Genomic DNA, 23113 nt, shown 5'->3' on the forward strand with positions numbered 1-23113 from the left:
CCACCATGAAGATCGCCCTCGACCCCTACATGATCCGCCACCTGACGCTGGCCGAGCTGCCGGCGGCGGTGGCCGAGCTCGGCTACGACCAGATCGAGCTGTCGCCGCGCAGCGACTTTCTCGACTGGTGGGTGATGCCGCGCGCGACGAAGCCGCGCATGAGCGAGTTCAAGGCCGCGATGCGCTCGGCGGGCGTGGGCCTGGCCTCGCTGCAGCCGATGTACCGCTGGGCCAGCCCCTTCGAGGACGAGCGCCAGTGGGCGGTGCGCTGCTGGAAGAAGGCCATCGAAGTGGCCGTCGAGATGGACTGCCGCCTCATGGTCAGCGAGTTCGGCCGCGGCGCCTCGCCCGACCGCACGGTGGCCGAGCGCAACGGCCTGGCCACCTACCTCAACACCAAGGAGGCCTGCGAGGCCGCCTGGTTCCGCTCGATGGACGAGCTGCTGCCCCTCCTGGAGCGCGAGGGCGTGACCCTCAGCGTCGAGCCGCACCCGGAGGACTGGATCGAGCAGTACCAGCCCGCTTGCGACATCGTGCGCAACATCGGCTCGAAGGCGTTGAAGCTCAGCTTCATCGCGCCGCACACCTTCTACTACGGCCGCGACATCGGCGCGATGGTGCGCGAGGCGGGCGACCTGCTGGCGCATGTGCGGGTGGCCGACACCTTCGACCACACCCAGAGCAGCCAGCTGCGCTACATCGTCAACCCGCCGGGCTCGAGCCAGGTGCGGGTGCACCAGCATCTGGACATCGGCCAGGGCGAGGTCGACTTCGACGGCCTGTTCAAGGCGATGGCCGACATCGGTTTCGACGGTCTGGTCTCGGCCTGCGTCTTTGCATGGGAAGACCGCGCGAAGGCATCGAGCCAGATGATGCGGCAGGGGATCGAGCAGCTGGTGCAGCGGCACTTCAGCGCGCGCTGAGCGGTGCCGGCAGCCGGCACCAGCCGGACAGATCGCCGAAGGTGTCGGCCGGTGCGTCGGCGTTCACCGCGAAGGTGCCCGGCTGCGCGTTCCAGCCCAGCCCGCTGTGCAGCTGCAGCAGCTCCTGCGTGAAGGGATGCGTCAGCTCCAGCGCCTGTGCGTGCAGCCACAGGCGCTGCCGGCCCAGGCGCTCGGCCCACCAGCGGTTCAGCGGACCCTTGCCGTGGGTGGCGTCGCCGATGATCGGGTGCGCCAGATGCTTCAGGTGGCGGCGGATCTGGTGGCGCCGGCCGGTCAGCGGCTCGGCCTCGACCAGCGACACCCGCGTCGTGGGAAATCGCCCGTCGCTCGACTCCAGGCGCTCGAAGCTGGCCAGCCGGCGCAGCCGGGTCTGCGCGGGCTGGGCCGGCGCGTCGGGCGGCGCGTCGTCCGGGCGCAGCGCATGGTCGACCCAGGCCTCGGCGGGCGCCCAGCCGCGCACCAGCGCCAGATAGCGCTTGCGCACCTCGCCGGTGGCCATGAAGGCCTGCCCCAGCCGACGCGCGGCCTCCGGGTGCCGCGCCAGCAGCAGCACGCCGCAGGTGCCCTTGTCGAGGCGGTGCACCGGATGCACATGCGCGCCGCCGAGCTGGTCGCGCAGCGTCTGCACCACGAAGCGGGTCTCGCCGGCGTCCAGCCCGGTGCGGTGCACCAGCCAGCCCGCCGGCTTGTGGATGGCGATCAGGTGCTCGTCCTGCCAGAGCACCGGCAGAGACAGCGGCATCGGCGGCGCATCGGTCGTCGGGTCGTCGTTCATGCGCCGATCATCGCGCACCCGAGCGGTACCAGGCCGGCTCCCGCCACGCACCAGGGCGGTGCTCGTGACGCCCTTTGAGGCATCGCACCAGGATCGCGCTCTTGATTTGTGAAATCAATCACGAATTCGGGGCGGCGTGCACGAAGGAAAGCTGCTGGCATGGCCGTTGCTGCACAGGGATCGAGCACGCGACCCGCAGCTCGACGCTTCGCCGGCCATGCGGTCGGTCCGATTCCCGCCGCAACGACCTGTCCATGGCCGCCCTACCCTCCGACGCCGCCTCCGCTCCGCCCGACCGCGGCGCCACCGCACCCGATGCCGCGGCCACCGCGATCGCCGACCGCAATGTCGCGCAGCTCACCCGCGGCATCTGGCTGCGCTCGATCACCGGCCTGCTGCTGATCGCGATCCTGGCCACCGCCAACTTCCTGATCCTGCACGATGTGCTGAGCATCAACAGCAGCGCGGCGACCATCGTCAACATCAGCGGCCGCCAGCGCATGCTGTCGCAGCGTGCGGCGCTGTTCGCCACCCGGCTGGTGGCCAGCCGCGACGAGGCCGAGCGGCGCGTGCTGCGCACCGAGCTCGACCGGGTGACCGGCCTGCTGCTGAGTTCGCATGAGGGCCTGACCCGCGGCAGCACCGCGCTGGGCCTGCCGGCGACGATATCGGCGACGATGAACACGCTCTATTTCGGCGAGCCGCAGCACCTCGACCGCCAGGTGCGCGACTATGTCGAGCAGCTGCGCGCGCTGATGCGCCGCGTCGATGAGCAGCCCGGCGCGGTGCCGCCCGAGCTGCGTGCGATCACCGCCGCCGCCTCCGGACCGCTGCTGGCCACGCTCAACCAGGCGGTGCAGCAGTACGAGAAGGAGAGCGAGGCCGAGGTGGCCCGCGCCATTCTCTATGAGCGCATCGTCTATGGCGTGACGCTGCTGGCCCTGCTGCTGGAGGCCGCGCTGATCTACCGCCCGCTGGTCAACCGGGTGCGCCGCGCCACCGAGCGGCTGGTGCGCCAGCAGCAGTTCAGCGACCGGGTGGTCGACACCTCGCAGGCGCTGATCATCGGCCTGGACAGCGCCGGGCGCATCGCGCTGTTCAACCAGCACAGCCAGAAGGTCACCGGCCATGCCGAGGCCGAGGTGCATGGCCGCGACTTCCTGTCGACCTTCCTGCCGCCGGAGGCAGCGGCCGATCCGGCGATGGAGAAGCTCTTCCTGGGCGGCGCCGCCGCAGGCCGCACCGAGACGCCGCTGCGCACCCGCGACGGCCGCCTGCTGACGGTCGAGTGGTCGAACGCCGAGCTGCGCGACCCGGCCAGCGGCCGCACGCTGCTGCACCTGGCCACCGGCGTCGACATCACCCAGCGCAAGCAGGCCGAGCAGGCGCTGCAGCAGGCGCTCGAGCGCACCGAGGCGCTGGGCAGCCGCCTGCGCCAGGAGGTCGCGCATGCGGCGGTGCTGCAGCGCGCGATGCTGCCGCCGCCCGAGATCGCGCTGCCTGGCCTGCAGGGCCTGGCGCGGCTGACCACCTCGACCGAGGTCGGCGGCGACTACTACGACCACTACGCGGTCGACGGCCGCCATGCGATCTTCCTGATCGGCGATGTCAGCGGCCACGGCGTGGCCTCGGGCACGCTGGTCAGCGCCGCAAAGATGGCGGTGCACCAGCTCGCCAGCCAGGGCGAGACCGACCCGGCGGCGATGCTCGAGCACCTGAACGAGGCGCTGCTGGCCTCCAGCCACGACAGCATGTTCATGACCCTGCTGTGCTGCAGCCTCGATGCCCGCACCGGGCGGCTGCGCATCGCCAACGCCGGTCACGCCTTCCCCTACTACTGGCTCGATGCCGAGCAGGGCTGGGGCATGATCGAGGTCGAGGGTGTGCCGCTGGGCCGGGTGCGCGAGCCGGCCTACGCCGCGATCGCCTTCGACATCCAGCCCGGCGACCGCCTCTTCCTCTACACCGACGGCCTGGTCGAGCAGGAGGACGGCCAGCGCCGCGCCTTCGGCCACGAGGGGCTGGAGAACCTGCTCTACGACCATGCCGCCGCGGCCGCCGACACGCTGCTCGACCGGGTGTTCGGCGCGCTGGCCGCGCATGCCGGCCGCGAGGGCTTCGACGACGATGTCACCGCGATGTGCGTGACCCACATGGCCCGGGTCGAGGGCGCGCCCGCCCTGCCCGGACGGCTGGCCGCGGCGCGCGATCTGCTGCAGGTCGAGGCGGCGGCGGTGGTCGAGGCCGGCGGCCTGCCGGCGCCGGTGGCGCGCCAGCGCGTCGTCGCCACCCATGCCTCGGGCGCGCTGCTGCCGATGCTGCCGGCGCTGTGCGAGGCCGGCATCCGCCGCGTGCTGCCCGACGACCAGCCCTTCCTGCGCGAGCTGGGCTGGCAGGCGCTGCTCGACCAGCACCATCTCGACGGCGTCGACGACCTGGCGCGCTGGATCGCCGCGCCTGTCGACGAGGCGGTCTGGACCTTCGCGCACAGCAGCGACAAGGCCCGCGCGATGGCCGGCCTGGCCGACTGGCTCGACACCCAGCCGGACCTGCCCGAGGGCCTGCGCGACATCGTCGTGCTGATGAGCGACGAGCTGATCGAGAACGGCCTGTACGGTGCGCCGGTCGATGCCACCGGCGGCAAGCTGCACCACAAGGGCGAGGTGCGCGAGGTGCAGCCTCAGGAGGGCCTGCGGCTGCAGCTGCGCCGCGACGGCGGCCGCCTGGGTCTGTCGATGAGCGACCGCTGGGGCACCTTCACCCCGTCGATCTTCCTGCGCCGGCTGGCCCTGAACGCCGGCCAGCAGGGGCTGGAGGCCGGCATCGGCGGCGCCGGCCTCTACCTGATGTGGCGCATGAGCGACTACATGCAGGTCCGGGTTCAGCCGCAGCGTCTCACCCAGATCACGCTGCTGTGGTCGCTGCAGCAGCTGCCCGACCCCGAGCGCGACGCCGGCTTCCAGTTCCTGTACCACCACGAGCTTGGCGAGCTGCCGGGCTCCAGCACCGCATGACCGATTCCCCGACGACGCTGCACATCGACGCGACACGCGACGAGGCCACCCGCACCACGCTGCTGCGCCTGAGCGGCGAGATCGACGTGAGCGCAGCGACCGCCTTCGAGCCGCTGCATCGCCAGCCGCCGGCCGATCCGCAGGTGGTGATGGATTTCGCCGCGGTGGCGCGCATCAACTCGATGGGCCTGGCGCAGCTGCTGCGCCTGCTCGAGCACTGGCGTGGCCAGGGCCTGCGGCTGGAGGCGCGCGGCCTGAACCGCACGCTGAGCATGCTGTTCAAGATGACCGGGCTGATGCGCTACTTCGCCGGGCCGGAAGGCGCGGCGGCGGTGGCCTCGGCCAGCGCGCCGGCCGCGGGCGTGATGCCGCCGGGCGTGCGTCCGGTCGCCGCCCGGCCGGCCGGCCCGCCGCAGATGCGCCGCATCGTGCGCCCGGGCGCGGCCGTGCCGGCGACGCCCGGAGCCCCTTCGCCGGTCTCGCCGGCCGTGGCGAGCGCGCCGTCGGCACCACCCATGCCGGTGCCGGCCTCCGTGCTGCCAGCGATGTTCGCGGCCGCGGCACCCCCGCCGGGCGATCGGCTCGACTTTCTCGTCAGCCAGCAGAACAGCCAGCAGCTCACCGGCTGGTACTACCTCAACACGCTGCTGCAGCGCACGCTCGGGCGCACGGTGTCGCTGTCGGTCGAGGACTTCGAGGACGGCGCCGCGGCCGGCCGCACGCGTGCCCACGCACCGGCGCTGGTCTTCGCCCGGCCCTTCGACGCCTGCGCGCTGATGCAGCAGCACGGCTACCTGCCGGTGGTGCGACCGCAGGACGACTGCGACGAGGTCAGCCTGATCGTGCGCCATGACGACGCCCGCGCCACGCTGACCGACTTCGCCGGCGCGCAGGTGGTGACCGCGCTGGAGCGCAGCTTCGTCTTCGTGCTTGGACGCTTCTTCTGCGACGAGTGCGGGCTGGACTCCGCCGGCCTGCCGCGCCGCTTCGCCGGCAGCGAGATCGCCGCGCTGAAGATGCTGCTGTCGGGTCAGGCCGAGCTGCTGTTCATGTCGAGCCGCGGCCACGAGCGGCTGTCGGCGCTGGCGCGCGCCGGCACCCGGGTGCTCGAGCGCAGCGAGACGCGCGTGGCCTCGCACCTGCTGCTGCTGCACCCGTCCTGCCAGGCGTTGGTGCAGCCGCTGCGCGAGGCCCTGACCGGCCTGGCGCAGCACGACAAGGGCCGCCAGGCGCTGCAGGACCTCGGCATGAACGGCTGGGACGTGCCGGCGCCCGAGGAGGTGGAGATGCTGCTGATGCTGTACCGGCGCTACGCGGGCTGAAAGGTGGCCGCGGTCGGAATGCCATATGAAGGCGCATGCATTCTCTGTCAGCCCAACCGAAGGAATCCGACCCACGAGGGCCGGGCTCAGCCACCGGACCGCGGCCGCAGCAGCCGCTCCAGCACCGCGCGGATCGGCGCCGGAATGTCGGTCGGTCGGCCGGTCGCGGTGTCGACGAAGACATGGACCATGCGGCCGATCGCGGCCGGCCGGTCCTCGCCCGGGCGCAGCAGCGCGGTCTCGTAGGTGACCGAGGAGCGGCCGAGCCGGCGCACCACCACCCCGACCTCCAGCAGGCCGGGATAGGCGACCGGCGCGAGAAAGTCGCACTCCGAGCGCACGATGAAGCCGACCACCTCGCCGCGGTGGATGTCCAGGCCGCCCTGGTGGATCAGCACCTCGTTGATGACGCTGTCGAAGTACTGGTAGTAGACGGCGTTGTTGACATGGCCGTAGCGGTCGTTGTCGTTCCAGCGGGTGCTGACGCTGCCGACATGCGGGTAGTCGGCGCGGGTCGTCGGGGGCAGCGTGCTCACCAGGCCTCCTCGTAGATCGCCAGGGCGTCGGCCTCGGACAGCGGACGCGGGTTGTTCTGCAGCAGGCGCTGCTGCTGCATCGCGGCGGCCGCCAGCCCGGGCAGCGCGTCGCGCGGGATGCCGCAGTCGCGCAGCCGCTGCGCCAGGCCGCAGGCCGCGCAGTCGGCCACCCGCTGCGCCACATGCGCGATGAAGGCCTCGCAGCGCTGCGCCTCGTCCAGGCGGGCGCTCGCCTCGGGCAGCAGCTGCGCGGCCAGCGCGGCATAGCGCGCCTGCGCTGCCGGCCGGTTGAAGCGCAGCACCGGCGTCAGCACCAGCGCGTTGCTCAGCCCGTGCGGCAGATGGAACTGCCCGCCCAGCGGATAGGCCAGCGCATGCACCGCCGCGACCGGCGCGTTCTCGAAGGCCATGCCGGCCAGCATCGCGCCGAGCAGCATCTGCTCGCGCGCGGCCAGGTCGCGGCCGTCGGCGACGGCCGCCATCAGGTGGCGGTCGAGCCGGCGCAGCGCGTCGACGGCCAGCAGGTCGGAGAGCGGATTGGCGCGCAGCCGGCTGGTGAAGGCCTCGATCGCGTGCACCATCGCGTCGATGCCGGTCGCGGCGGTGACCGCCGGCGGCAGCCCGACGGTGAGTTCGGCGTCGAGCAGCACCAGATCGGCCAGCAGCGCGCGGTTGACCACGCCGGCCTTGGTGTCCGCGCCGGTGGTGACGATGGCGATGCGGGTGACTTCGGAGCCGGTGCCGGCGGTGGTGGGCACCTGCACCAGCGGCAGGCGCGCGACCGCGCGGGTGTCGATGCCGTAGAGCTCGGCCAGCGCCGGCGCCCCGGGCCGCGCCAGGCAGGCCACCAGCTTGGCCACATCCATGCTGCTGCCACCACCGAATCCGATGATCAGCCCGGCACCATGCGCGAGTGCGGCCTGGCGGGCCGCCTCGACCACCGCCTCGGACGGATCGGGCGTGACCGCGTCGAAGACGGCCACCTGCCAGCCGGCCGCCTCCAGCGAGGCGCGGGCCGGCGCGATCAGGCCGCTGGACGCGAGAAAGGCATCGGTGACGATCAGCGCGCTGCGCCCCGGGGCATCGAGGCTGCGGACCAGTTCGCCCAGGCGACGGGCCAGCCCGGGCGCACTCTCGATGCGGCGCACCGTCTGGAACACGAAGGCGGGCAGCGGCTCGGCGGACATCGGCATCTCTCCCTGGTCATGTGCGACGAGGGCCGATTGTTCGGAGCCGGCAGGGCGCGGCCGTCACCTGCGCGACAGGCCGCGGGTAGATCCGGAGGCGAAGACGCCCCCGGACCCGGGCGGGCCTCACTGCACTCGCACCACCACCATGGTCTGGTTCAGCAGCTGGTAGGCGATCTCGCCGAAGGTCACCGGGCCCTCGACGCCGCCGATCGCCTTGCCCTCCAACTCGCCGAACAGGAAGTTCAGGATGCAGTTGCACGAGAACACCGCGCCGGTGGCGTCGTACTCGGCCAGACGGCGACGGAACTCGGCCGCGTAGTCGCCGACGGGGCGGGCCAGGCGGTAGTCGATGCCGGTGAAGACCGGGGCGTAGAACGCCACCTGGCCCTTGTCGACGTCGATCGACTGGAAGGAGACGTTGATGCAGGCGCCCGCATAGTCGCCCACCAGCGGCAGGCGGCCGTCGGTGGCGCCGCGCTTTTCCAGGTACTTCGCCAGGTTGACGCGCTCGCCGTTGACGGTGCACTCGGTCGCCTCGAAGCCGACCTGGTCGAAGCGCAGCACGTCGCCGTCGTCCTGCTCGAAGATGTTGACGATCTCGACCGAGGCGAGCTTGTCGTCGGGCAGGCGGATGTGGGCGACGACCGCGCCGTCCTCGACCTCGCGGCCGCTGCGGCCGTCGAAGACCAGTGCGTGTGCGCGGCCCATGTCGTCGAGGTGGATGCCGGAGATCCAGCCCACCGTCGGCTTCAGGAAGGCGTCGGCCGAGTCGGTGGCTTCGCGCGCGAAGCGGCCGTGGGCCTGGCCGCCAGCCGGGATGATGGTCAGCGAGAAGCCGTTGTCGAAGGCCTCGGCGGTGATGCGGGCCAGCTCGTCGGGGCCGTAGCAGGCGATGCGGACCTCGGCGCCCACCTTGGACAGATCGGTGACGAAGACGCGGTCGTCGCCGACGACCACGCCGCCGCCGGAGACCATGAAATAGGGGATCGTGCCGCCGATCCAGTTGCCGGCCGGCAGCGTGCGCAGCGCGCCTGCGGTGCCGGCGATGCTCAGGGCGGTGCCGTTGCGGATCAGCTCGGCAGCGGCGGCGACGGAAATCAGTTCGTTCATCGCGAAATTCCTCGGTGAGATGCGGTTCGGTGCGGCGTGGCGGGGCGTCAGATCGTCGTGACCTGCGCCAGCTCGGCGGCCAGCACCCGCTCCCACTTGGCGAAGAAGGCATGGATCTCGGCGGCCTTGGAGGACACCGGATCGCTGCTGCGCTCCAGCCGCTTGGCCAGCATCTGCGTGCCCAGGTGAGTGGTCTTCAGACGGCTCATGCCGCCGCTGGCCATGCGCTGCCAGCAGGGGTGGGACGGCGGGGGGACGGGAATGGCCATGATGCGTCTTCGTTGGAGTGGATGGCCCGTGGGGTATCGACGGGTGATGTCGGGACTTGAGCCTGCAGCGTTCCAGGTTTTGTCGACAATCCAGGCATGAGCCTGTCGCCTGCCCCTGCCCCTGCCGCCCGCCCGCTGTCGCCCCGGCGCCTGCACCTGGGTCATTTCGCCTTCATGCGCGCGGTGGTCCAGGGGCTGGACCATGGCGACTGCTGGCGCCGCTACCTGGCCATCGAGGGCGAGGCGGGCGACGCGCGGGTGGTGCGCTCGACCCTGCGCTGGATCCGCGAGGCGCTGGTGCGCATCGCGCTGCAGACCGACCGCTTCCAGCTCGCACGGCTGCTGCAGCTCGATGTGCAGACACTGGGCTCGCCCGATCCGGCGCTGCCTTCGCTGACGGAATTCGCCGAGGCGCAGGGTCTGGACGACGAGCCCGAGGCGGTGCAGATCGCTGCCTTCGAGGCCGCGCACGGACGCGCCAGCCGGCGTCTGCAGCGCCGCCAGCGCCTGGTGCGGCGCCAGCTCGACGCGCTGCGCTGGCTGGAGCTGCAGGGCGCGCAGGTGCCGCAGGCGGCGGACGCGGTGCGCGCCTGGTTCGCGCCGGCGCTGGCCGGGCATCTGGAAGCCGCCGGCCTGCTGCTGCTGGGCCAGCTGGCCGAGCGCATCAATGCAATCGGGCCGGGCTGGTGGCGCGGGGTGCGTGCGGTCGGACCGGTCAAGGCCGCACGCCTGGTCGACTGGCTGCACGAGCATGGCGACAGCCCCGGCCTGCGCCTGGACGCGCGCGCCGCCCTGCCCCGGCGCGCGCTGAATCCGTCGACCCGCGGCGAACTGGTGACCGCGGCCACCGCGGTCGTGCCGATCGAGCGGCTGATCGTGCCCGCCGGGCTGGACGGCCGCGACGGACGCTTTCGCCGGCCGCAGGCGCAGTGCCTGCTGGCCGCCGAGGACGATCTGGCCGCGGTGCAGGCCTGGATCGCCTCGAAGACGCCGGGCTCGCACACCCAGCGCGCCTACCGCAAGGAGGCCGAGCGCTTCGTGCTGTGGGCGATCGTGCAGCGCGGCCGGGCGCTGTCGTCGATGACGCAGGAGGACTGCGTGGCCTACCGCGACTTCCTGGCCGATCCGCAGCCGGCCTCGCGCTGGTGTGCGCCGCGCAGCCGCGAGCGCTGGTCGCCAGCCTGGCGGCCCTTCGAGGGGCCGCTGTCGCCCTCGGCGCAGCGCCATGCGCTGACGGTGCTGAAGAACCTCTACCGCTTCCTGGTCGACCAGAACTACCTGATGGGCAATCCGTGGAGCGCGGTGAGCGTGCCGCGCTCGATCGCGCCGCGCCTGCAGACCGCGCGCAGCCTGTCGCCGGCGCAGTGGCGCCGGCTGGACGCCGAGCTCGATCAGCTGCCGCCCGGCTCGGCCTCGCACCGGCTGCGGGTGGCGCTGCGGCTGCTCTACGCCACCGGGCTGCGGCTGTCGGAGATCGTCGCGGCGCGCGCCGGCGATCTGGAATGGGTCGAGTTCCCGCCCGAGGGCGACGACGGCCTGCCCGAGCAGGGCTGGATGCTGCGCGTCGTCGGCAAGGGCCGGCGGGTGCGCCAGGTGCCTGTGCCTGACGACGTGGTGCGCCAGCTCGCCAGCTATCTGGTCTCTCGCGGGCTGTCGGGCGACCTGCAGGATCCGGCGCAGCGCGATGTCTTCCTGCTCGGTCGTGCGACGGATCTGGCCGAACGGGCGCCGGGGCTGGCCGCGCATCTGGCCGAGCGGAGCGAGCGTTCGGCGTCGGACGCGCGCGGCGGCATCGCCGGCTCCACGCTCTACGACCAGCTCAAGGCGCATTTCCTGCGCACCGCGGCGGTCTGGCGCGCCCAGGGCGACGAGCGCGGCGCGCTGCGGCTGGAGCGCGCCAGCACCCACTGGCTGCGCCACAGCCACGCCAGCCACACCATCGCGCACGGCCTGCCGATCGAGATCGCGCAGCAGAACCTCGGCCACGCCTCGCTGGCCACCACCACCGTCTATGTCACCACCGAGCAGCGGCAGCGGCTGCGGGCGATGCGCAAGGTCTGGGACAAGGGCTGAAGCCGCCTGCGGCGGCGCGGTAGCGCCGCATGCACTTGCTCGCCGCAGGGACATTCAGTGCATCGATTAATCTCGAGTCTTTCAAGATATATCTTTGATCCATCTTGAAAATCTTGAGAGACATGCATCCCAGACATTTCCCTCCTCACCTCGCCTCTCCTTTTGCATCGGAGGCCGGCGAAGGCCGGCGCGGTCATGGTGGCCCCGGCGGTCGGCGCGGCCGCATGTTCGACGGTGGCGACCTGAAGCTGCTGGTGCTGCAGGTGCTGTCGCGCCAGCCCAGCCACGGCTACGAGGTCATCAAGGCCATCGGCGAGCAGGTCGGCGGCGACTACAGTCCGAGCCCCGGCACGATCTATCCGCTGCTGACGATGCTGGAAGACCTCGGCCTGGCCGAGGCCGTCGCCACCGAGGGAAGCCGTCGCCAGTACGCGCTGACCGAAGCCGGCCGCGCCCACCTCGCCGAGCAGGCCGAGGCCCTGGCGCGCATCGAGGCCCGGCTGGCGCACACCCGTGACCAGGCCCGCGCCCGGCGCGTGCCCGACATCCAGCGCGCAATGGAGAACCTGAAGACCGCGCTGCGGCTGCGCTTCGACGGCGACACGCCGCCTGACGAGGCCACCGTGCGCCAGATCGCCGAGGCGATCGACCGCGCCGCCGTCGAGATCGGCCGTCTCTGAGCATCCCGGCACACCAGGAGCACCCCATGAAACAGCACCGCTACCGCATCACCGTCGAGCATCTGGCCGATGCCCACGGCAACCCGTCGATCCACGCCGCGCCGCTGCAGTTCGAGACCGGCAACCACGACGACATTCTGGCCATCGCCCAGCGCATGCGCGGCCGCGGCGACTTCGACCCCGACACCGCCACCGCGCTGGCCATCGGCCTGAAGCTCTTCGGCGAGGTCATGCTGGAGAACCGCGGCCACCCGCTGTTCGCCGAGCTGGCACCGCACTTCCGCGACTTCATGAAGCGCTTGAAGCAGGGTGCCCACACCCTCCAGAACAATCCGTCCTGAACGAGCTGGCGCGGGTCTGATGCGCCTTCAGCGGTCGAGTTCGCTGCGGATGCGCGTGCACATCGCCGCGCACGAGATGCCGTAGCGGTCGTGCAGCGTGGGCAGCGCGCCGGCGTCCAGATAGGCGTCGGGCAGGCCGACATGCACGAAGCCCGCCGGCATCACGCGCGCGCGCAGCAGCGCCGCACCGACCGCCTCGCCCAGCCCGCCGATGACGGTGTGGTTCTCGGTGACCACCACCAGCCGGCCCTCGCGGCGGCAGGCCTCGATGATCGTGGCCTCGTCGAAGGGCTTGAGCGTGGGCACATGCAGCACGCCCACATCCACCTGATCGGCGGCCAGCGCGCTGGCCACCTCCAGCGCGCGCATCGTCATCAGGCCGGTCGAGACGATGAGCACATCGCGGCCGTCGCGTAGCAGCCTGGCCTTGCCGATCTCGAACCGGTAGCCGTACTCGTCGAGCACCCGCGGCACCTGGCCGCGCAGCAGGCGCATGTAGACCGGCCCGGCATGCGCGGCGATGGCCGGCACCGCCTGCTCGATCTCCAGCGCGTCGCAGGGGTCGATCACCGTCATGCCGGGCATGGCGCGCATCAGCGCCAGATCCTCGCAGGCCTGGTGGCTGGGGCCGTAGCCGGTGGTCAGGCCCGGCAGCGCGGCGCAGATCTTCACGGCCAAGCCTTCCTCGCTGATCGCCTGGTGCATGAAGTCGTAGGCGCGCCGGGTGGCGAAGACCGCGTAGGTGGTGGCGAAGGGCACGAAGCCCTCGTGTGCCAGACCGGCGGCGGCGCCCATCAGCACCTGCTCGGCCATGCCCATCTGGAAGAAGCGCTCGGGGTGGCGCTGGGAGAAGACGTGCAGATCGGTGTACTTGGCCAGGTCGGCGCTCAGGCCGACGATCTCGGGGCGGCTCTCGGCCAGGGCGGCCAGCGCGTGGCCGAAGGGCGCCGGCGTGGTGCGCTGGCCCTCGGCGGCGATGCTGGCGATCATCGCGCTGGTCTTCAGGCGAGCCTTGGGGGCTTCGGTGGTGGCGGTGTTCATTCGGAAACTCCTTCGTCCAGCGCGGCCAGGGCCAGCGCCCATTCCTGCGGCTCGACGCGGATGAAATGCGCCTTGTCGCGCGACTCCAGGAAGGGCACGCCGCGGCCCAGCTTCGTGTCGGCGATCAGGATGCGCGGGGCGCTGCCGGCCTTGGCGCGCAGTTCGGCCAGCGCCCGGCGCACCGCGGCCAGATCGTTGCCATCGACCCGGCGCACGATCCAGCCGAAGGCCTGCCACTTCTCGACCAGCGGCTCGTAGCGCATCACGCCGCTGCAGGGGCCGTCGGCCTGCATGTTGTTGGCGTCGACGATGGCCAGCAGCCGGGACAGGCCGTGGTGGGCGGCGGCCTGCGCCGCCTCCCAGGTGCTGCCTTCGTCCAGTTCGCCGTCGCCCATCAGGTTGACCACCCAGCGTTCGGAGGCCTTGTGCTTGAGGCCCAGCGCCATGCCCACCGCGATGGTCAGGCCCTGGCCGAGCGAGCCGCCGGAGATCTCCATGCCGGGCGTGTACTGCGCCATGCCGCTCATCGGCAGGCGGCTGTCGTCGCTGCCGTAGGTTTCCAGCTCGGCCTCGGGGATGACGCCGGCATCGATCAGCGCGGCATAGAGCGCGATCGCGTAATGGCCGCAGGACAGCAGGAAGCGGTCGCGCTGCTCCCACTTCGGCTCGGCCGGGTCGTGCTGCAGGAACTCGCCATAGAGCGCGGCCAGCACGTCGGCGATGCCCAGCGCCTGGCCGACATAGCCCTGGCCCTGGACCTCGCCCATGCGCACCGCCAGCTGACGGATGCGGCGGGCACGCTGCTGCAGCGCCGCCAGCGCGGCGGCGTCCTGCTGCGGATCGGTGAGGGCGTTCATCGGGACGTTTCCGGAAGTTGCGAAACAGGGGGTGTGCCTGCCACTTCGCCGGCGGCCAGGTGCTGATGCACGAAGTCCAGCGCCGCGCTCAGGCGCGCCTCGATGTCGGCCAGCGGCACCCGCCAGGCCGAGCGGCTGGGCTGGGCGTCGGGGCCGCGGTGCAGCCGCATCGGGATCTCGATGCTCAGGTTCAGCGCGGCCGGCAGGGTTGCCAGCGCCTGCACGATGCGGTCGCAGCCGATCTCGCCCTCGCCCAGGCCGGTGAAGAAATAGCCCTGGGGCGTGCGGCGCACATCCTTGATGTGGGTGTGCACGCACAGCGGCATCGCCGCCAGCGCATCCCTCACCGTGTCCACGCCGGGGCGGTGCGAGATGGTGTTGCCCGCGTCGTAGTTCAGTCCGACATGCGGGTGGTTGATGCGCGCGATCAGGCCGGGGCCGTCGGCGGCGATGTTGAGCAGGTTGTCGCTGCCGTCGCCGGGGTTCTCCAGCCCGATCAGCAGCCCCAGATCCTCGGCCAGACGGGCGAGCTGCTGGATGTTCTGGTGGAAGCGCGCCTCGTTGGCGCGCGCCGCGGCGTTGGTGTTGATCACCCGGGCGCCGATGCGCGCGGCGAACGCCATGCGACCGGCGAAGACGGTCAGCGCGTCCGGGCGGCCCAGGTCGATGTGCGAGCTCATCGCGTGGCACTGGATGCCGGCCTCCGCCAGCCAGCGCGCATATTCCACGGCGCGGGCTTCGGTGAAGCTGCTCTCGTCGAAGGGTTCGGTGTAGCCGACGATGAAGGCCGGCTCGACGTGGGTTGCGCCGATGCGCGCCAGGCTCTCGAGCATGTGCGGCACCGGGTGGCCGTCATACGGCGCGCCGGAGATCGAGACGGAACGGGTCGGGCGGGCTGCGGCAGGCGCAGCCGCCCCCCTGCCGGCGTCTGCCGGCATCGCTGCGGAGGTCATGGGGGTGGCTTTCCGGAAGAAGGAGGGGCGGACCCGGTGGGCGATCCGCCCGGGTCCGTGCAGGACCTGCTCAGTGCAGAATCAGCGAGGGAAAGTAGGACACCAGGAAGAGCACGCCGAAGGCGACCAGGTAGAACGGACCGAGCTCGCGCACCGTCTCGCCCACCTTGACCTTGGCCACCGCGCTGGTGATGAACAGCGTCGTGCCCACCGGCGGGGTGTAGAGCCCCACCGCCAGGTTGACCGTCATCATGATCCCGAGCTGAACCAGGTCCATGCCGATCGCGTTGGCCAGCGGCACGAAGACCGGGGTCAGCAGCAGCACGGCCGCAGGCAGGTCGATGAACATGCCGCACACCAGCATCAGCAGATTCATCATCAGGATCACGCTCCAGCCGCTCTCCAGGTGGGCCTGGGCCCAGCCGACCACGCCGTCGGGCATGCGGTCGAAGGTCAGCAGCCAGCCGATCGCCGCCGAGGCCATGATCACCAGCAGCACCACGCCGGTGGCCAGACCGGCCTCGACCACCGCACGGTGCAGCCGCTTCAGGCCGAGATCGCGGTAGATCAGCGCCGAGACCAGGCCGGCATACAGCGTCGACAGCACCGCGACCTCGGTCGGCGTGGCGATGCCGAAGCGCAGGAAGGCGATGATCAGCACCGGCAGCAGCAGCGCAGGCGAGGCGTAGGCGAGCTGGCGACGAAAGCGCGTCCAGTCCAGCGGCGTGGTGTCGCGCGGGAAGTTGCGCCGCCTGCCCACCCACCAGCAGGCGAACATGAAGCCGCCGCACAGCAGGAAGCCCGGCAGCAGTCCGGCCACGAACAGCGAGGCCACCGAGGTGTTGCTGGAGAGCGCGAACAGGATCATCGGGATCGACGGCGGGATCAGGATGTCGATCGTCGCCGCAGCCGCCAGCGTCGCCGCCGAGAAGGCCGGCGGATAGCCCAGCCGCTTCTGCCACGGGATCAGCAGCGAGCCGATGGCCGAAGCGTCGGCCACCGCCGAGCCCGACACGCCGCCGAAGAGGGTCGACGACAGCACGCCCACCTGGGCCGGGCCGCCGTGGAAGCGACCGATCAACGAGGAGAGCACGCCGATCAGCGACTCGCCCAGCTTGCCGCCCATCATCAGCGCGCCGGTCAGCATGAAGAAGGGAATCGCGATCAGCGGGAAGCTCTGCACCTGCGCGACCATCTGCTGCACCAGCAGGTCCAGCGGGATGCGGTCGGAGGTGGCGGCGGCGGCCATCGCCGCCATCAGCAGCGCATGGGCGATCGGCACCGCCGCCACCGCGGCGACACCGAAGACAAGAAGGATCAGGGATGTCATGGAAGCACTCTCCGTGTCACCGGTGCGCCGGCCTCAGGCCGCGCGCACCTCGGGGGTCTCGTCGGCGACCGGCAGTGCGGCCGCCGGTGCCGGTGCGGCCCCGCCCTGCCAGACCTGCCAGGCCGACAGCAGCGCGAGCATCGCCAGCATCGTCATGCCACCCATCACGCAGCCGTAGGTGACCGATCCGGGCACCTGCAGGATCGGCGACTTCTCGTCGGCGACGATCTCCAGCATCTGCCAGGTGGCGCGGCTGAGCACCGCGTACAGCGCCGCCACCAGCAGCCAGCCGACCAGCGCGATGACGCGGCGCACCGGCGCGGGCAGCGTCTCGACCAGGAAGCTGGTGGTGATGTGCGATCCGTGGGCCGCACCGAGCACCACCCCGGCCATCACCAGCCATGGGAAGAGCAGCTCGGGCAGCTCGGCTGCCCACTGCAGGCTGCTGCCGGTGGCGTAGCGCAGCACGGTGTTGGCGCACAGGATCACGAAGATGACCGAGGTGGCGATCCACATCACCGACTGGCAGATCAGCACGATCGCGCGTTCGACGAGTTTCATGGCGAGGTCTCCGCTGCGGATGCGATCACTGGCCGCGCGCGGCCGTGATCACCTTTTTCACGAACGGACCGATCGGGGTGGCCATCCATTTGTCGTCGACCTGCGCGGTGGCCTGCTCGAAGGCGGCCTTGTCGGCGACGTCCACCCGCACGCCCTTGGCCTTGAGCTCGGCCACCAGCTTCTCGTCGGCTTCCTGCGAGAGCTTGCGCTGGAGCGCAGTGGCCTCGGCGGCGGCCTCGTTCAGCGCCTTGCGGTCGGCCTCGGGCAGACGCTCCCACGAGCGCTTGCTCATCAGGAAGGGCGTCATCTCGTACTTGTGGCCGGTCAGCGAGACGAACTTGTTGACCTCGTACAGCTTCGAGGCATGGATGTTCATCAGCGGGTTCTCCTGCCCGTCGACCACGCCCTGCTGCAGTGCGACATACAGCTCGGCGAACTTGATCTGCTGGGCCTCGGCGCCCAGCGCCTTCATGATGTCGACCGTCACCGCATCCGGCGGGGTGCGCATCTTCATGCCCTGCAGGTCGGCCGGCTTCAGGATCGGACGCTTGCTGTTGGACATGTGGCGCACGCCGTTGTCCCAGTAGCCCAGCACGATCAGGCCCTTTTCGGCCGACTTGTCGGCCAGCTCCTTGCCGAGCGCGCCATCGAGCACCTTCCAGGCCTGCGGCAGGCTGGCGAACAGGAAGGGCATGCCGAAGGCGGCATATTCCGGCACCACCGCGGCCACCGCGCCCTGCGAGTTGGCCGACAGGTCGAGCGCACCGGTGCGCAGCGCGGTCACCATCGCCGCATCGTCGCCGAGCTGTGCCGAGGGCGAGACCTGCACCTCGATGCGGCCGGCCGTCCTGGCCTTGACCAGCTCGGCGAACTTCACGGCAGCTTCGTGGCGTGGATTGCCCGGTGCGGCGCCGTGGCCCAGCGTGAGCTTGGTCGTCTGGGCCATCGCGGCCGGTGCCATCGCCAGCGCGGCTGCCACGGCCAGCGCGGCACGAATCAGGGTTTTGCGTTGCATGTCTTGTCTCCTGTGTTGTCGGGGTAAAGGCGGATCCTGCCGCCCGGTCCGGCCGGGCGGTGTACGTGGATCCGCGCACGCGGCCCGGGCGGGCCGCGGATCCATGGGTCAGTGGATCAGCATGCCGCCGTTCACGTCGAGCGTGACGCCGGTGAGGTACTTGGCCAGATCGGAAGCCAGGAACACCACGCAGCCGGCCACATCCGCCGGCTCGCCGATGCGGTTGAGCGGGATCTGCTCGAGGATGCCCTTCATGCGGTCCTCCGGGATCAGGCCCTTGTTGATGTCGGTGGCGATCAGGCCCGGGGTGACCGCATTGACACGGATGCCGTCGATGCCGAACTCGCGCGCCATCGCACGACCCAGGCCGAGCATGCCGGCCTTCGCGGCCGAGTAGTGCGGGCCGCCCAGGATGCCGCCGCCGCGCTGCGCGCTGACCGACGAGGTGTTGATGATCGAGCCCGATTTCTGCTCGCGCATCGCCGGGATCACCGCCTGCGACATGTAGAGCATGCCGCGCAGGCTGACGTCGAGCACCGCGTCGTAGTCGGCGCCGGTGATGTCGAGCGTCTTGCGCGGCTGGGTGATGCCGGCGTTGTTGAACAGGATGTCGATGCGACCGAGCCTGGCCAGCACCTCGGCGGCGGCACGCTCGCAGGAGGCCTTGTCGGTCACGTCGGCGACGACGCCGAGGTGCTGCGGGCCGAGCTGGGCGGCAGCGCCGGCCGGGTCGGCGCGCTCCAGGTCGAGCAGCACGACGCGCGCGCCCTGTGCGGCCATCATCTTCGCGGTGGCGAAGCCCAGACCGTTGAGGCCGGCACCGCCGGTGATCAGGGCAACCTTGTCCTTGAGCAGCATCTGCATGTCTCCTTGGGAAGAATCCGTCGTGGGGAAATCGCGGGGAAGGTGTTGGAAGTGACGCGATTCTTCGCAGGCACGGACATGACGACAAGCGATAGTATTTCAGGGTTACATGAAGGTTCATCATGATGCGCTGCACCCGAGGGTTGTCCCGGTTGCCCCTTTGGCGTCAGGGCCGAGAGCCTTGCGCGCCCTGCCTTGTCTTCTCACGCACCTTCACCCGCCGATGGCCCGACTCCCTCCCCTGCCCACCCTGATCGCCTTCGAGGCGGTCGCGCGCCGGCGCAGCTTCGCGCTGGCCGCCGCCGAGCTGGCCCTGACGCCCTCGGCGGTCAGCCACCAGATCGCCCGGCTGGAGGACTTTCTCGGCGTGAAGCTCTTCGAGCGCTCGGCGCAGGGCGTGCAGCTCTCGGCGGCCGGGGAAGGCTATCTGCGGCGGGTGGGCGGCGCGCTGGGCGCCATCGGCGCGGCCACCGACGATGTGCGTCAGGGCGTGCGCAACAGCCTGTATGTGCACGCCAGCCCGAGCTTCGCCAGCCTGTGGCTGATGCCGCGGCTGGCCAGCTTCGCGCAGGAATGTCCGGGCATCTCGCTGTTCCTGTCGGCCTCGCCGACGCACAGCGACTTCGCGCTGGGTCAGGCCGACATCGACATCCGCTACGGCGTGCCGCACTGGCCCGATCTGGTGGTGCGTCCGCTTTTCCAGGAGCAGATTCTGCCGCTGGCCAGCCCGGCCTTCATCGCCCGCCACCGGCTGCGCCAGCCCGAGGAACTGCTGCACACCCCGCTGATCCAGAGCACGGTGAGCCTGGTGCAGTGGAGCGACTGGCTGGCCACCCGTGGCGTGACGCAGGCGCCCGAGCGCTTCGCGCTGCGCTTCGACCGCGCGCAGCTGGCGATGGATGCGGCGGTGCAGGGCCTGGGCGTGGCGCTGGAGAGCGCCACCATCGCCGCCAGCCACCTCGCCGAGGGCCGGCTGGCGCCGGTCTTCGATCCGCTCTGGGCGGTGAGCCTGCAGGCGCATTTCCTCGTCCACCCGGCCCGGCACGGCAAGCGGCCGGAGGTGGAGAGCTTCTGCGGCTGGATGATGGGGCAGGCGCAAGGCGCCTGAGCCTGCCCTGCGGCCCGAAGGCCGGACCGCTCAGGCCACCGCTGCCATCAGCCGCTCGAAGGCCTGCTCGAACTGCGCCAGGCCTTCGGCCTGCAGCTGCTCGCCCAGCAGGTCGAGGTCGATGCCGCAGCGGGCGGCCGCGGCCAGGGTGGCGCGGGCCTCGGGCAGTGTGGCGTCGAGCGTGCGCGCGGCCTGGCCGTGGTCGGCGAAGGCGGCCATCGTCGCATCGGGCACGGTGTCGACGGTGTCGGGGCCGATCAGCGCCTCGACATAGCGGGTGTCGCGCCAGGCCGGGTTCTTCACGCCGGTGCTGGCCCACAGGCAGGACGGCGGACGGGCGCCGGCCGCGCGCAGCCCGGCGAACTCGCTGCCGCCGAAGCGGTCCAGCCACAGCGCGTAGGCATTGCGGGCGTTGGCGATGCCGACCTCGCCGCGCAGGGCCTCGGATCCGGCCGGCAGCAGGCGGTCGACCCACGTGTCGACCCGGCTGACGAACAGGCTGGCCACCGAGCGCACCCGGTCCACCGGCAGGCCGCGCTCCTGGCGTTTGCGCAGGCCCAGCGCGCAGGCCTCGAAGACCTGGAGCAGCTGGCGCGGCGAGAAGATCAGCGTGACGTTGATGTTGATGCCGTCCGCCACCGCGTCGGCGATCGCGTCCAGGCACTCCGGCGTGGCCGGGATCTTGATCATCGCGTTGGCGCGGCCGATCTCGGCCCACAGGCGGCGCGCAGCCGCCAGCGTGCCGGCGCCGTCGCGCGACAGCCGCGGCGAGACCTCGAAGCTGACGAAGCCGGCGTCGCCTGCCGTGCGCTCGTGCAGCGGGCGGAGCACGTCGCAGGCGGCCTGCACGTCGGCAACGGCCAGGCGCTCGAAGCGGCGTTCCAGGTCCGGCTCCTCGGCGCGCAGCTGCGCCAGCGCCGGCGCGTAGGCCGTGTCCGACGCGAAGGCCTGCGCGAAGATCGCCGGGTTGCTGGTGACGCCGGCGATGCCGTGATCGTCGATCCAGCGCTGCAGCGCGCCGCTGGCCACCAGCGTGCGCGAGAGCTGGTCCAGCCAGATCTGCTGGCCGTGGCGCGCGACCGCCTTGAGCGGGCTGTCCAGGCCGAGCACGCGCAGGCCGGCCGCCGTGACGGCCTCGGCGGTGATGCCGAAGTGCTGGAACAGCGCCGGCGCCGGGGCCGATTCGCCGAAGCTGTCCAGGCCGACCACCGCGCCATCCAGCCCGACGATCTCGCGCCAGCTCGAGGTGGCGCCGGCCTCGACCGCCACGCGCGGCACGCCGGCCGGCAGCACCGCTTCGCGCCAGGCGGCGTCCTGCGCCTTGAAGGCGAACAGCGACGGCAGCGAGACGACGCGAGCGCGCACGCCGCGCGCGGCGAGCTGCTCGCGCGCCTGCACCGCCAGCTGCACCTCGCTGCCGGTGGCGACCAGCACGAGCTGCGGGCGCAGGCCCTGGGCTTCGCCCTCGGCCGGCAGCAGCACATAGCCGCCGCGGGCGACGGCCGCAAGCTGCGCGGCGTCGCGCGGCTGGTGCGCCAGGTTCTGGCGGCTCAGGATCAGGCAGGTCGGGTGCGCCGTCGACTGCAGCGCGGCGGCCCAGGCAGCGCGCGTCTCGACCGCGTCGCAGGGGCGCCAGACGTCCATGTTCGGGATCAGGCGCAGCGTGGCGGTCTGCTCGACCGGCTGGTGGGTCGGGCCGTCCTCGCCCAGGCCGATCGAGTCGTGCGTGAAGACCTGGATGACCGGCTGCTTCATCAGCGCGGCCATGCGCAGCGCGTTGCGGGCGTACTCGCTGAACATCAGGAAGGTGCCGCCGAAGACGCGGAAGCCCCCGTGCAGCGACACGCCGTTCATCACGGCGGCCATGCCGAACTCGCGCACGCCGTAGTGCAGGTAGTTGCCACCCTGGCCGGCGCGCAGGCGCTCGGGTGTCACCGACACGCAGCCCGGCCAGTTCGTCAGATTGGAGCCGGTCAGGTCGGCCGAGCCGCCGAGCAGCTCGGGCAGCGCCGGCGCGAAGGCGGCGATCGATTCCTGGCTGGCCTTGCGGCTGGCGACGGTGGCGGCGCGCTCGGCGGCTTCTGCCACCGCACGCTCGGCCAGCGCGGCGAAGCCTTCTGGCAGATCGCCGGCCAGGCGGCGCTCCAGCTCGGCGGCCAGGCCGGGGTGGGCGGCGGCATAGGCATCGAAACGGCGCTGCCAGTCGCTGCGGGCGGCCTGGCCCTGTTCGCGGGCGTCCCATCCGGCGCGCACGTCCTCGGGAATCTCGAAGGGGCCGTGCGCCCAGCCCAGCGCCGCCTTGGTCGCGGCGATCTCGGCCGCGCCCAGCGGCGCGCCGTGGCTGTCGTGCGTGCCGGCCTTGTTCGGCGAGCCGAAGCCGATCGTGGTGCGGCAGCAGATCAGCGTCGGACGGGCGGTCTCGGCCTTGGCTTGCGAAATGGCGGCATCGAGCGCGGCGCTGTCATGCCCGTCGACGCCGCGCACCACATGCCAGCCGTAGGCCTCGAAGCGGCCGGGAATGTCCTCGCTGAACCAGCCTTCGACATGGCCGTCGATCGAGATGCCGTTGTCGTCCCAGAAGGCGGTCAGCTTGCCCAGGCCCCAGGTGCCGGCCAGCGCGCAGGCCTCGTGGCTGACGCCCTCCATCAGGCAGCCGTCGCCCAGGAAGGCCCAGGTGCGGTGGTCGATGACCGCATGGCCGGGGCGGTTGAATTCGGCGGCGAGCAGCTTTTCCGCCAGCGCCATGCCGACCGCGTTGGCGATGCCCTGCCCCAGCGGGCCGGTGGTGGTCTCGACGCCCGGCGCGTAGCCCAGTTCCGGGTGGCCCGGCGTGCGGCTGTGCAGCTGGCGGAAGGCCTTCAGGTCGTCGATCGACAGGTCGTAGCCGCTCAGGTGCAGCAGCCCGTAGAGCAGCATCGAGCCGTGGCCGTTCGAGAGCACGAAGCGGTCGCGGTCGGCCCAGCCGGGCGTGGCCGGGTCGTGCTTCAGGTGATGGCGCCAGAGCGCCTCGGCGATGTCGGCCATGCCCATCGGCATGCCGGGGTGGCCGGAGTTGGCCTGCTGGACGGCGTCCATCGCCAGCGCGCGCAGCGCGTGGGCCAGTGGGGTGCGGGAAGGTCCGGTCATCGTC

The 23113-nt window shown here is 71.6% G+C and carries 20 protein-coding genes; 7 read left to right on the top strand and 13 right to left on the bottom strand.

Annotated features, from left to right (window positions below; all coding sequences use genetic code 11):
* The first annotated feature begins 5 nt into the window (after positions 1 to 5).
* Positions 6 to 923: a sugar phosphate isomerase/epimerase family protein gene (locus tag HZU84_RS08885; RefSeq protein WP_149505695.1), complete on the top strand. Its 918-nt coding sequence runs from the start codon at positions 6 to 8 to the stop codon at positions 921 to 923.
* On the opposite strand, the gene HZU84_RS08890 is transcribed toward HZU84_RS08885, so the two are convergent.
* Positions 910 to 1719, bottom strand: coding sequence for a pseudouridine synthase (locus tag HZU84_RS08890; protein WP_244954571.1), 810 nt, complete (start codon positions 1717 to 1719; stop codon positions 910 to 912). The two genes, HZU84_RS08885 and HZU84_RS08890, sit on opposite strands and share 14 nt — an antisense overlap.
* Before the next feature lie 254 nt (positions 1720 to 1973).
* Between HZU84_RS08890 and HZU84_RS08895 the strand changes: the two genes are divergently transcribed.
* Together HZU84_RS08895 and HZU84_RS08900 are read left to right on the top strand one after the other, a co-directional pair.
* The gene (locus HZU84_RS08895) at positions 1974 to 4733 is read left to right on the top strand and encodes a SpoIIE family protein phosphatase (RefSeq protein WP_149505694.1); all 2760 of its coding nucleotides are present in this window, start codon (positions 1974 to 1976) and stop codon (positions 4731 to 4733) included.
* Positions 4730 to 6055 (top strand): PhnD/SsuA/transferrin family substrate-binding protein, encoded by a 1326-nt coding sequence (locus tag HZU84_RS08900; RefSeq protein WP_149505693.1) that lies wholly within the window; start codon positions 4730 to 4732, stop codon positions 6053 to 6055. Before HZU84_RS08895 ends, HZU84_RS08900 begins: the two co-directional genes overlap by 4 nt.
* 86 nt (positions 6056 to 6141) lie before the next feature.
* Here the strand turns inward: HZU84_RS08900 and HZU84_RS08905 are convergent, their stop codons facing one another.
* From HZU84_RS08905 to HZU84_RS08920, 4 genes are all read right to left on the bottom strand, one after another.
* Positions 6142 to 6591 (bottom strand): acyl-CoA thioesterase, encoded by a 450-nt coding sequence (locus HZU84_RS08905; protein ID WP_149505692.1) that lies wholly within the window; start codon positions 6589 to 6591, stop codon positions 6142 to 6144.
* Positions 6588 to 7763: an iron-containing alcohol dehydrogenase gene (locus tag HZU84_RS08910; RefSeq protein ID WP_375139029.1), complete on the bottom strand. Its 1176-nt coding sequence runs from the start codon at positions 7761 to 7763 to the stop codon at positions 6588 to 6590. The genes HZU84_RS08905 and HZU84_RS08910 overlap by 4 nt, the downstream gene beginning before the upstream one ends.
* A gap of 141 nt (positions 7764 to 7904) precedes the next feature.
* Positions 7905 to 8891, bottom strand: a complete 987-nt coding sequence (locus tag HZU84_RS08915) for a DUF6976 family protein (protein WP_149505690.1) — start codon at positions 8889 to 8891, stop codon at positions 7905 to 7907.
* Between the two features lie 47 nt (positions 8892 to 8938).
* Positions 8939 to 9160: a hypothetical protein gene (locus HZU84_RS08920; protein WP_219340904.1), complete on the bottom strand. Its 222-nt coding sequence runs from the start codon at positions 9158 to 9160 to the stop codon at positions 8939 to 8941.
* Between the two features lie 96 nt (positions 9161 to 9256).
* Here HZU84_RS08920 and HZU84_RS08925 point away from each other — a divergent pair, with 96 nt between their 5' ends.
* The 3 genes from HZU84_RS08925 (at position 9257) to HZU84_RS08935 (ending at position 12254) form a co-directional block, all read left to right on the top strand.
* Positions 9257 to 11233: a phage integrase family protein gene (locus HZU84_RS08925; RefSeq protein ID WP_149505689.1), complete on the top strand. Its 1977-nt coding sequence runs from the start codon at positions 9257 to 9259 to the stop codon at positions 11231 to 11233.
* Positions 11234 to 11457: 224 nt separating this feature from the next.
* Complete coding sequence (locus HZU84_RS08930) at positions 11458 to 11913, top strand: PadR family transcriptional regulator (protein ID WP_219340905.1); 456 nt, start codon at positions 11458 to 11460, stop codon at positions 11911 to 11913.
* Between the two features lie 26 nt (positions 11914 to 11939).
* On the top strand, positions 11940 to 12254 hold the full coding sequence (locus HZU84_RS08935) for a DUF3861 domain-containing protein (protein ID WP_149505687.1): 315 nt from the start codon (positions 11940 to 11942) through the stop codon (positions 12252 to 12254).
* 27 nt (positions 12255 to 12281) lie between these two features.
* Here HZU84_RS08935 and HZU84_RS08940 read toward each other — a convergent pair whose 3' ends face one another.
* From HZU84_RS08940 to HZU84_RS08970, 7 genes are all read right to left on the bottom strand, one after another.
* On the bottom strand, positions 12282 to 13295 hold the full coding sequence (locus tag HZU84_RS08940; protein ID WP_149505686.1) for a transketolase family protein: 1014 nt from the start codon (positions 13293 to 13295) through the stop codon (positions 12282 to 12284).
* Positions 13292 to 14152 carry a transketolase gene (locus HZU84_RS08945; protein ID WP_149505685.1) on the bottom strand — a complete coding sequence of 287 codons (861 nt, stop codon included), beginning with the start codon at positions 14150 to 14152 and terminating at the stop codon, positions 13292 to 13294. The genes HZU84_RS08940 and HZU84_RS08945 overlap by 4 nt, the downstream gene beginning before the upstream one ends.
* A complete protein-coding gene (locus tag HZU84_RS08950; protein ID WP_149505684.1) occupies positions 14149 to 15105 on the bottom strand; it encodes a sugar phosphate isomerase/epimerase family protein in 957 nt (318 codons plus the stop codon). Before HZU84_RS08950 ends, HZU84_RS08945 begins: the two co-directional genes overlap by 4 nt.
* Before the next feature lie 70 nt (positions 15106 to 15175).
* Positions 15176 to 16435, bottom strand: a complete 1260-nt coding sequence (locus HZU84_RS08955) for a TRAP transporter large permease (protein ID WP_149505683.1) — start codon at positions 16433 to 16435, stop codon at positions 15176 to 15178.
* A gap of 33 nt (positions 16436 to 16468) precedes the next feature.
* Positions 16469 to 16996: a TRAP transporter small permease gene (locus tag HZU84_RS08960; RefSeq protein WP_149505682.1), complete on the bottom strand. Its 528-nt coding sequence runs from the start codon at positions 16994 to 16996 to the stop codon at positions 16469 to 16471.
* A gap of 25 nt (positions 16997 to 17021) precedes the next feature.
* Entirely contained in the window at positions 17022 to 18011 is a 990-nt protein-coding gene (locus HZU84_RS08965; protein ID WP_149505681.1) for a TRAP transporter substrate-binding protein, read from the bottom strand.
* Between the two features lie 108 nt (positions 18012 to 18119).
* Positions 18120 to 18869, bottom strand: coding sequence for an SDR family NAD(P)-dependent oxidoreductase (locus tag HZU84_RS08970; RefSeq protein WP_149505680.1), 750 nt, complete (start codon positions 18867 to 18869; stop codon positions 18120 to 18122).
* 229 nt (positions 18870 to 19098) lie between these two features.
* On the opposite strand from HZU84_RS08970, the gene HZU84_RS08975 reads away from it, so the two are divergent.
* The gene (locus tag HZU84_RS08975; RefSeq protein WP_149505679.1) at positions 19099 to 19983 is read left to right on the top strand and encodes a LysR substrate-binding domain-containing protein; all 885 of its coding nucleotides are present in this window, start codon (positions 19099 to 19101) and stop codon (positions 19981 to 19983) included.
* Between the two features lie 30 nt (positions 19984 to 20013).
* Here the strand turns inward: HZU84_RS08975 and tkt are convergent, their stop codons facing one another.
* Positions 20014 to 23109: a transketolase gene (gene tkt / locus HZU84_RS08980; protein ID WP_180692862.1), complete on the bottom strand. Its 3096-nt coding sequence runs from the start codon at positions 23107 to 23109 to the stop codon at positions 20014 to 20016.
* Positions 23110 to 23113: the final 4 nt, after the last annotated feature.

The organism is Sphaerotilus sulfidivorans (assembly GCF_013426975.1).
GTDB lineage: Bacteria > Pseudomonadota > Gammaproteobacteria > Burkholderiales > Burkholderiaceae_C > Sphaerotilus > Sphaerotilus sulfidivorans.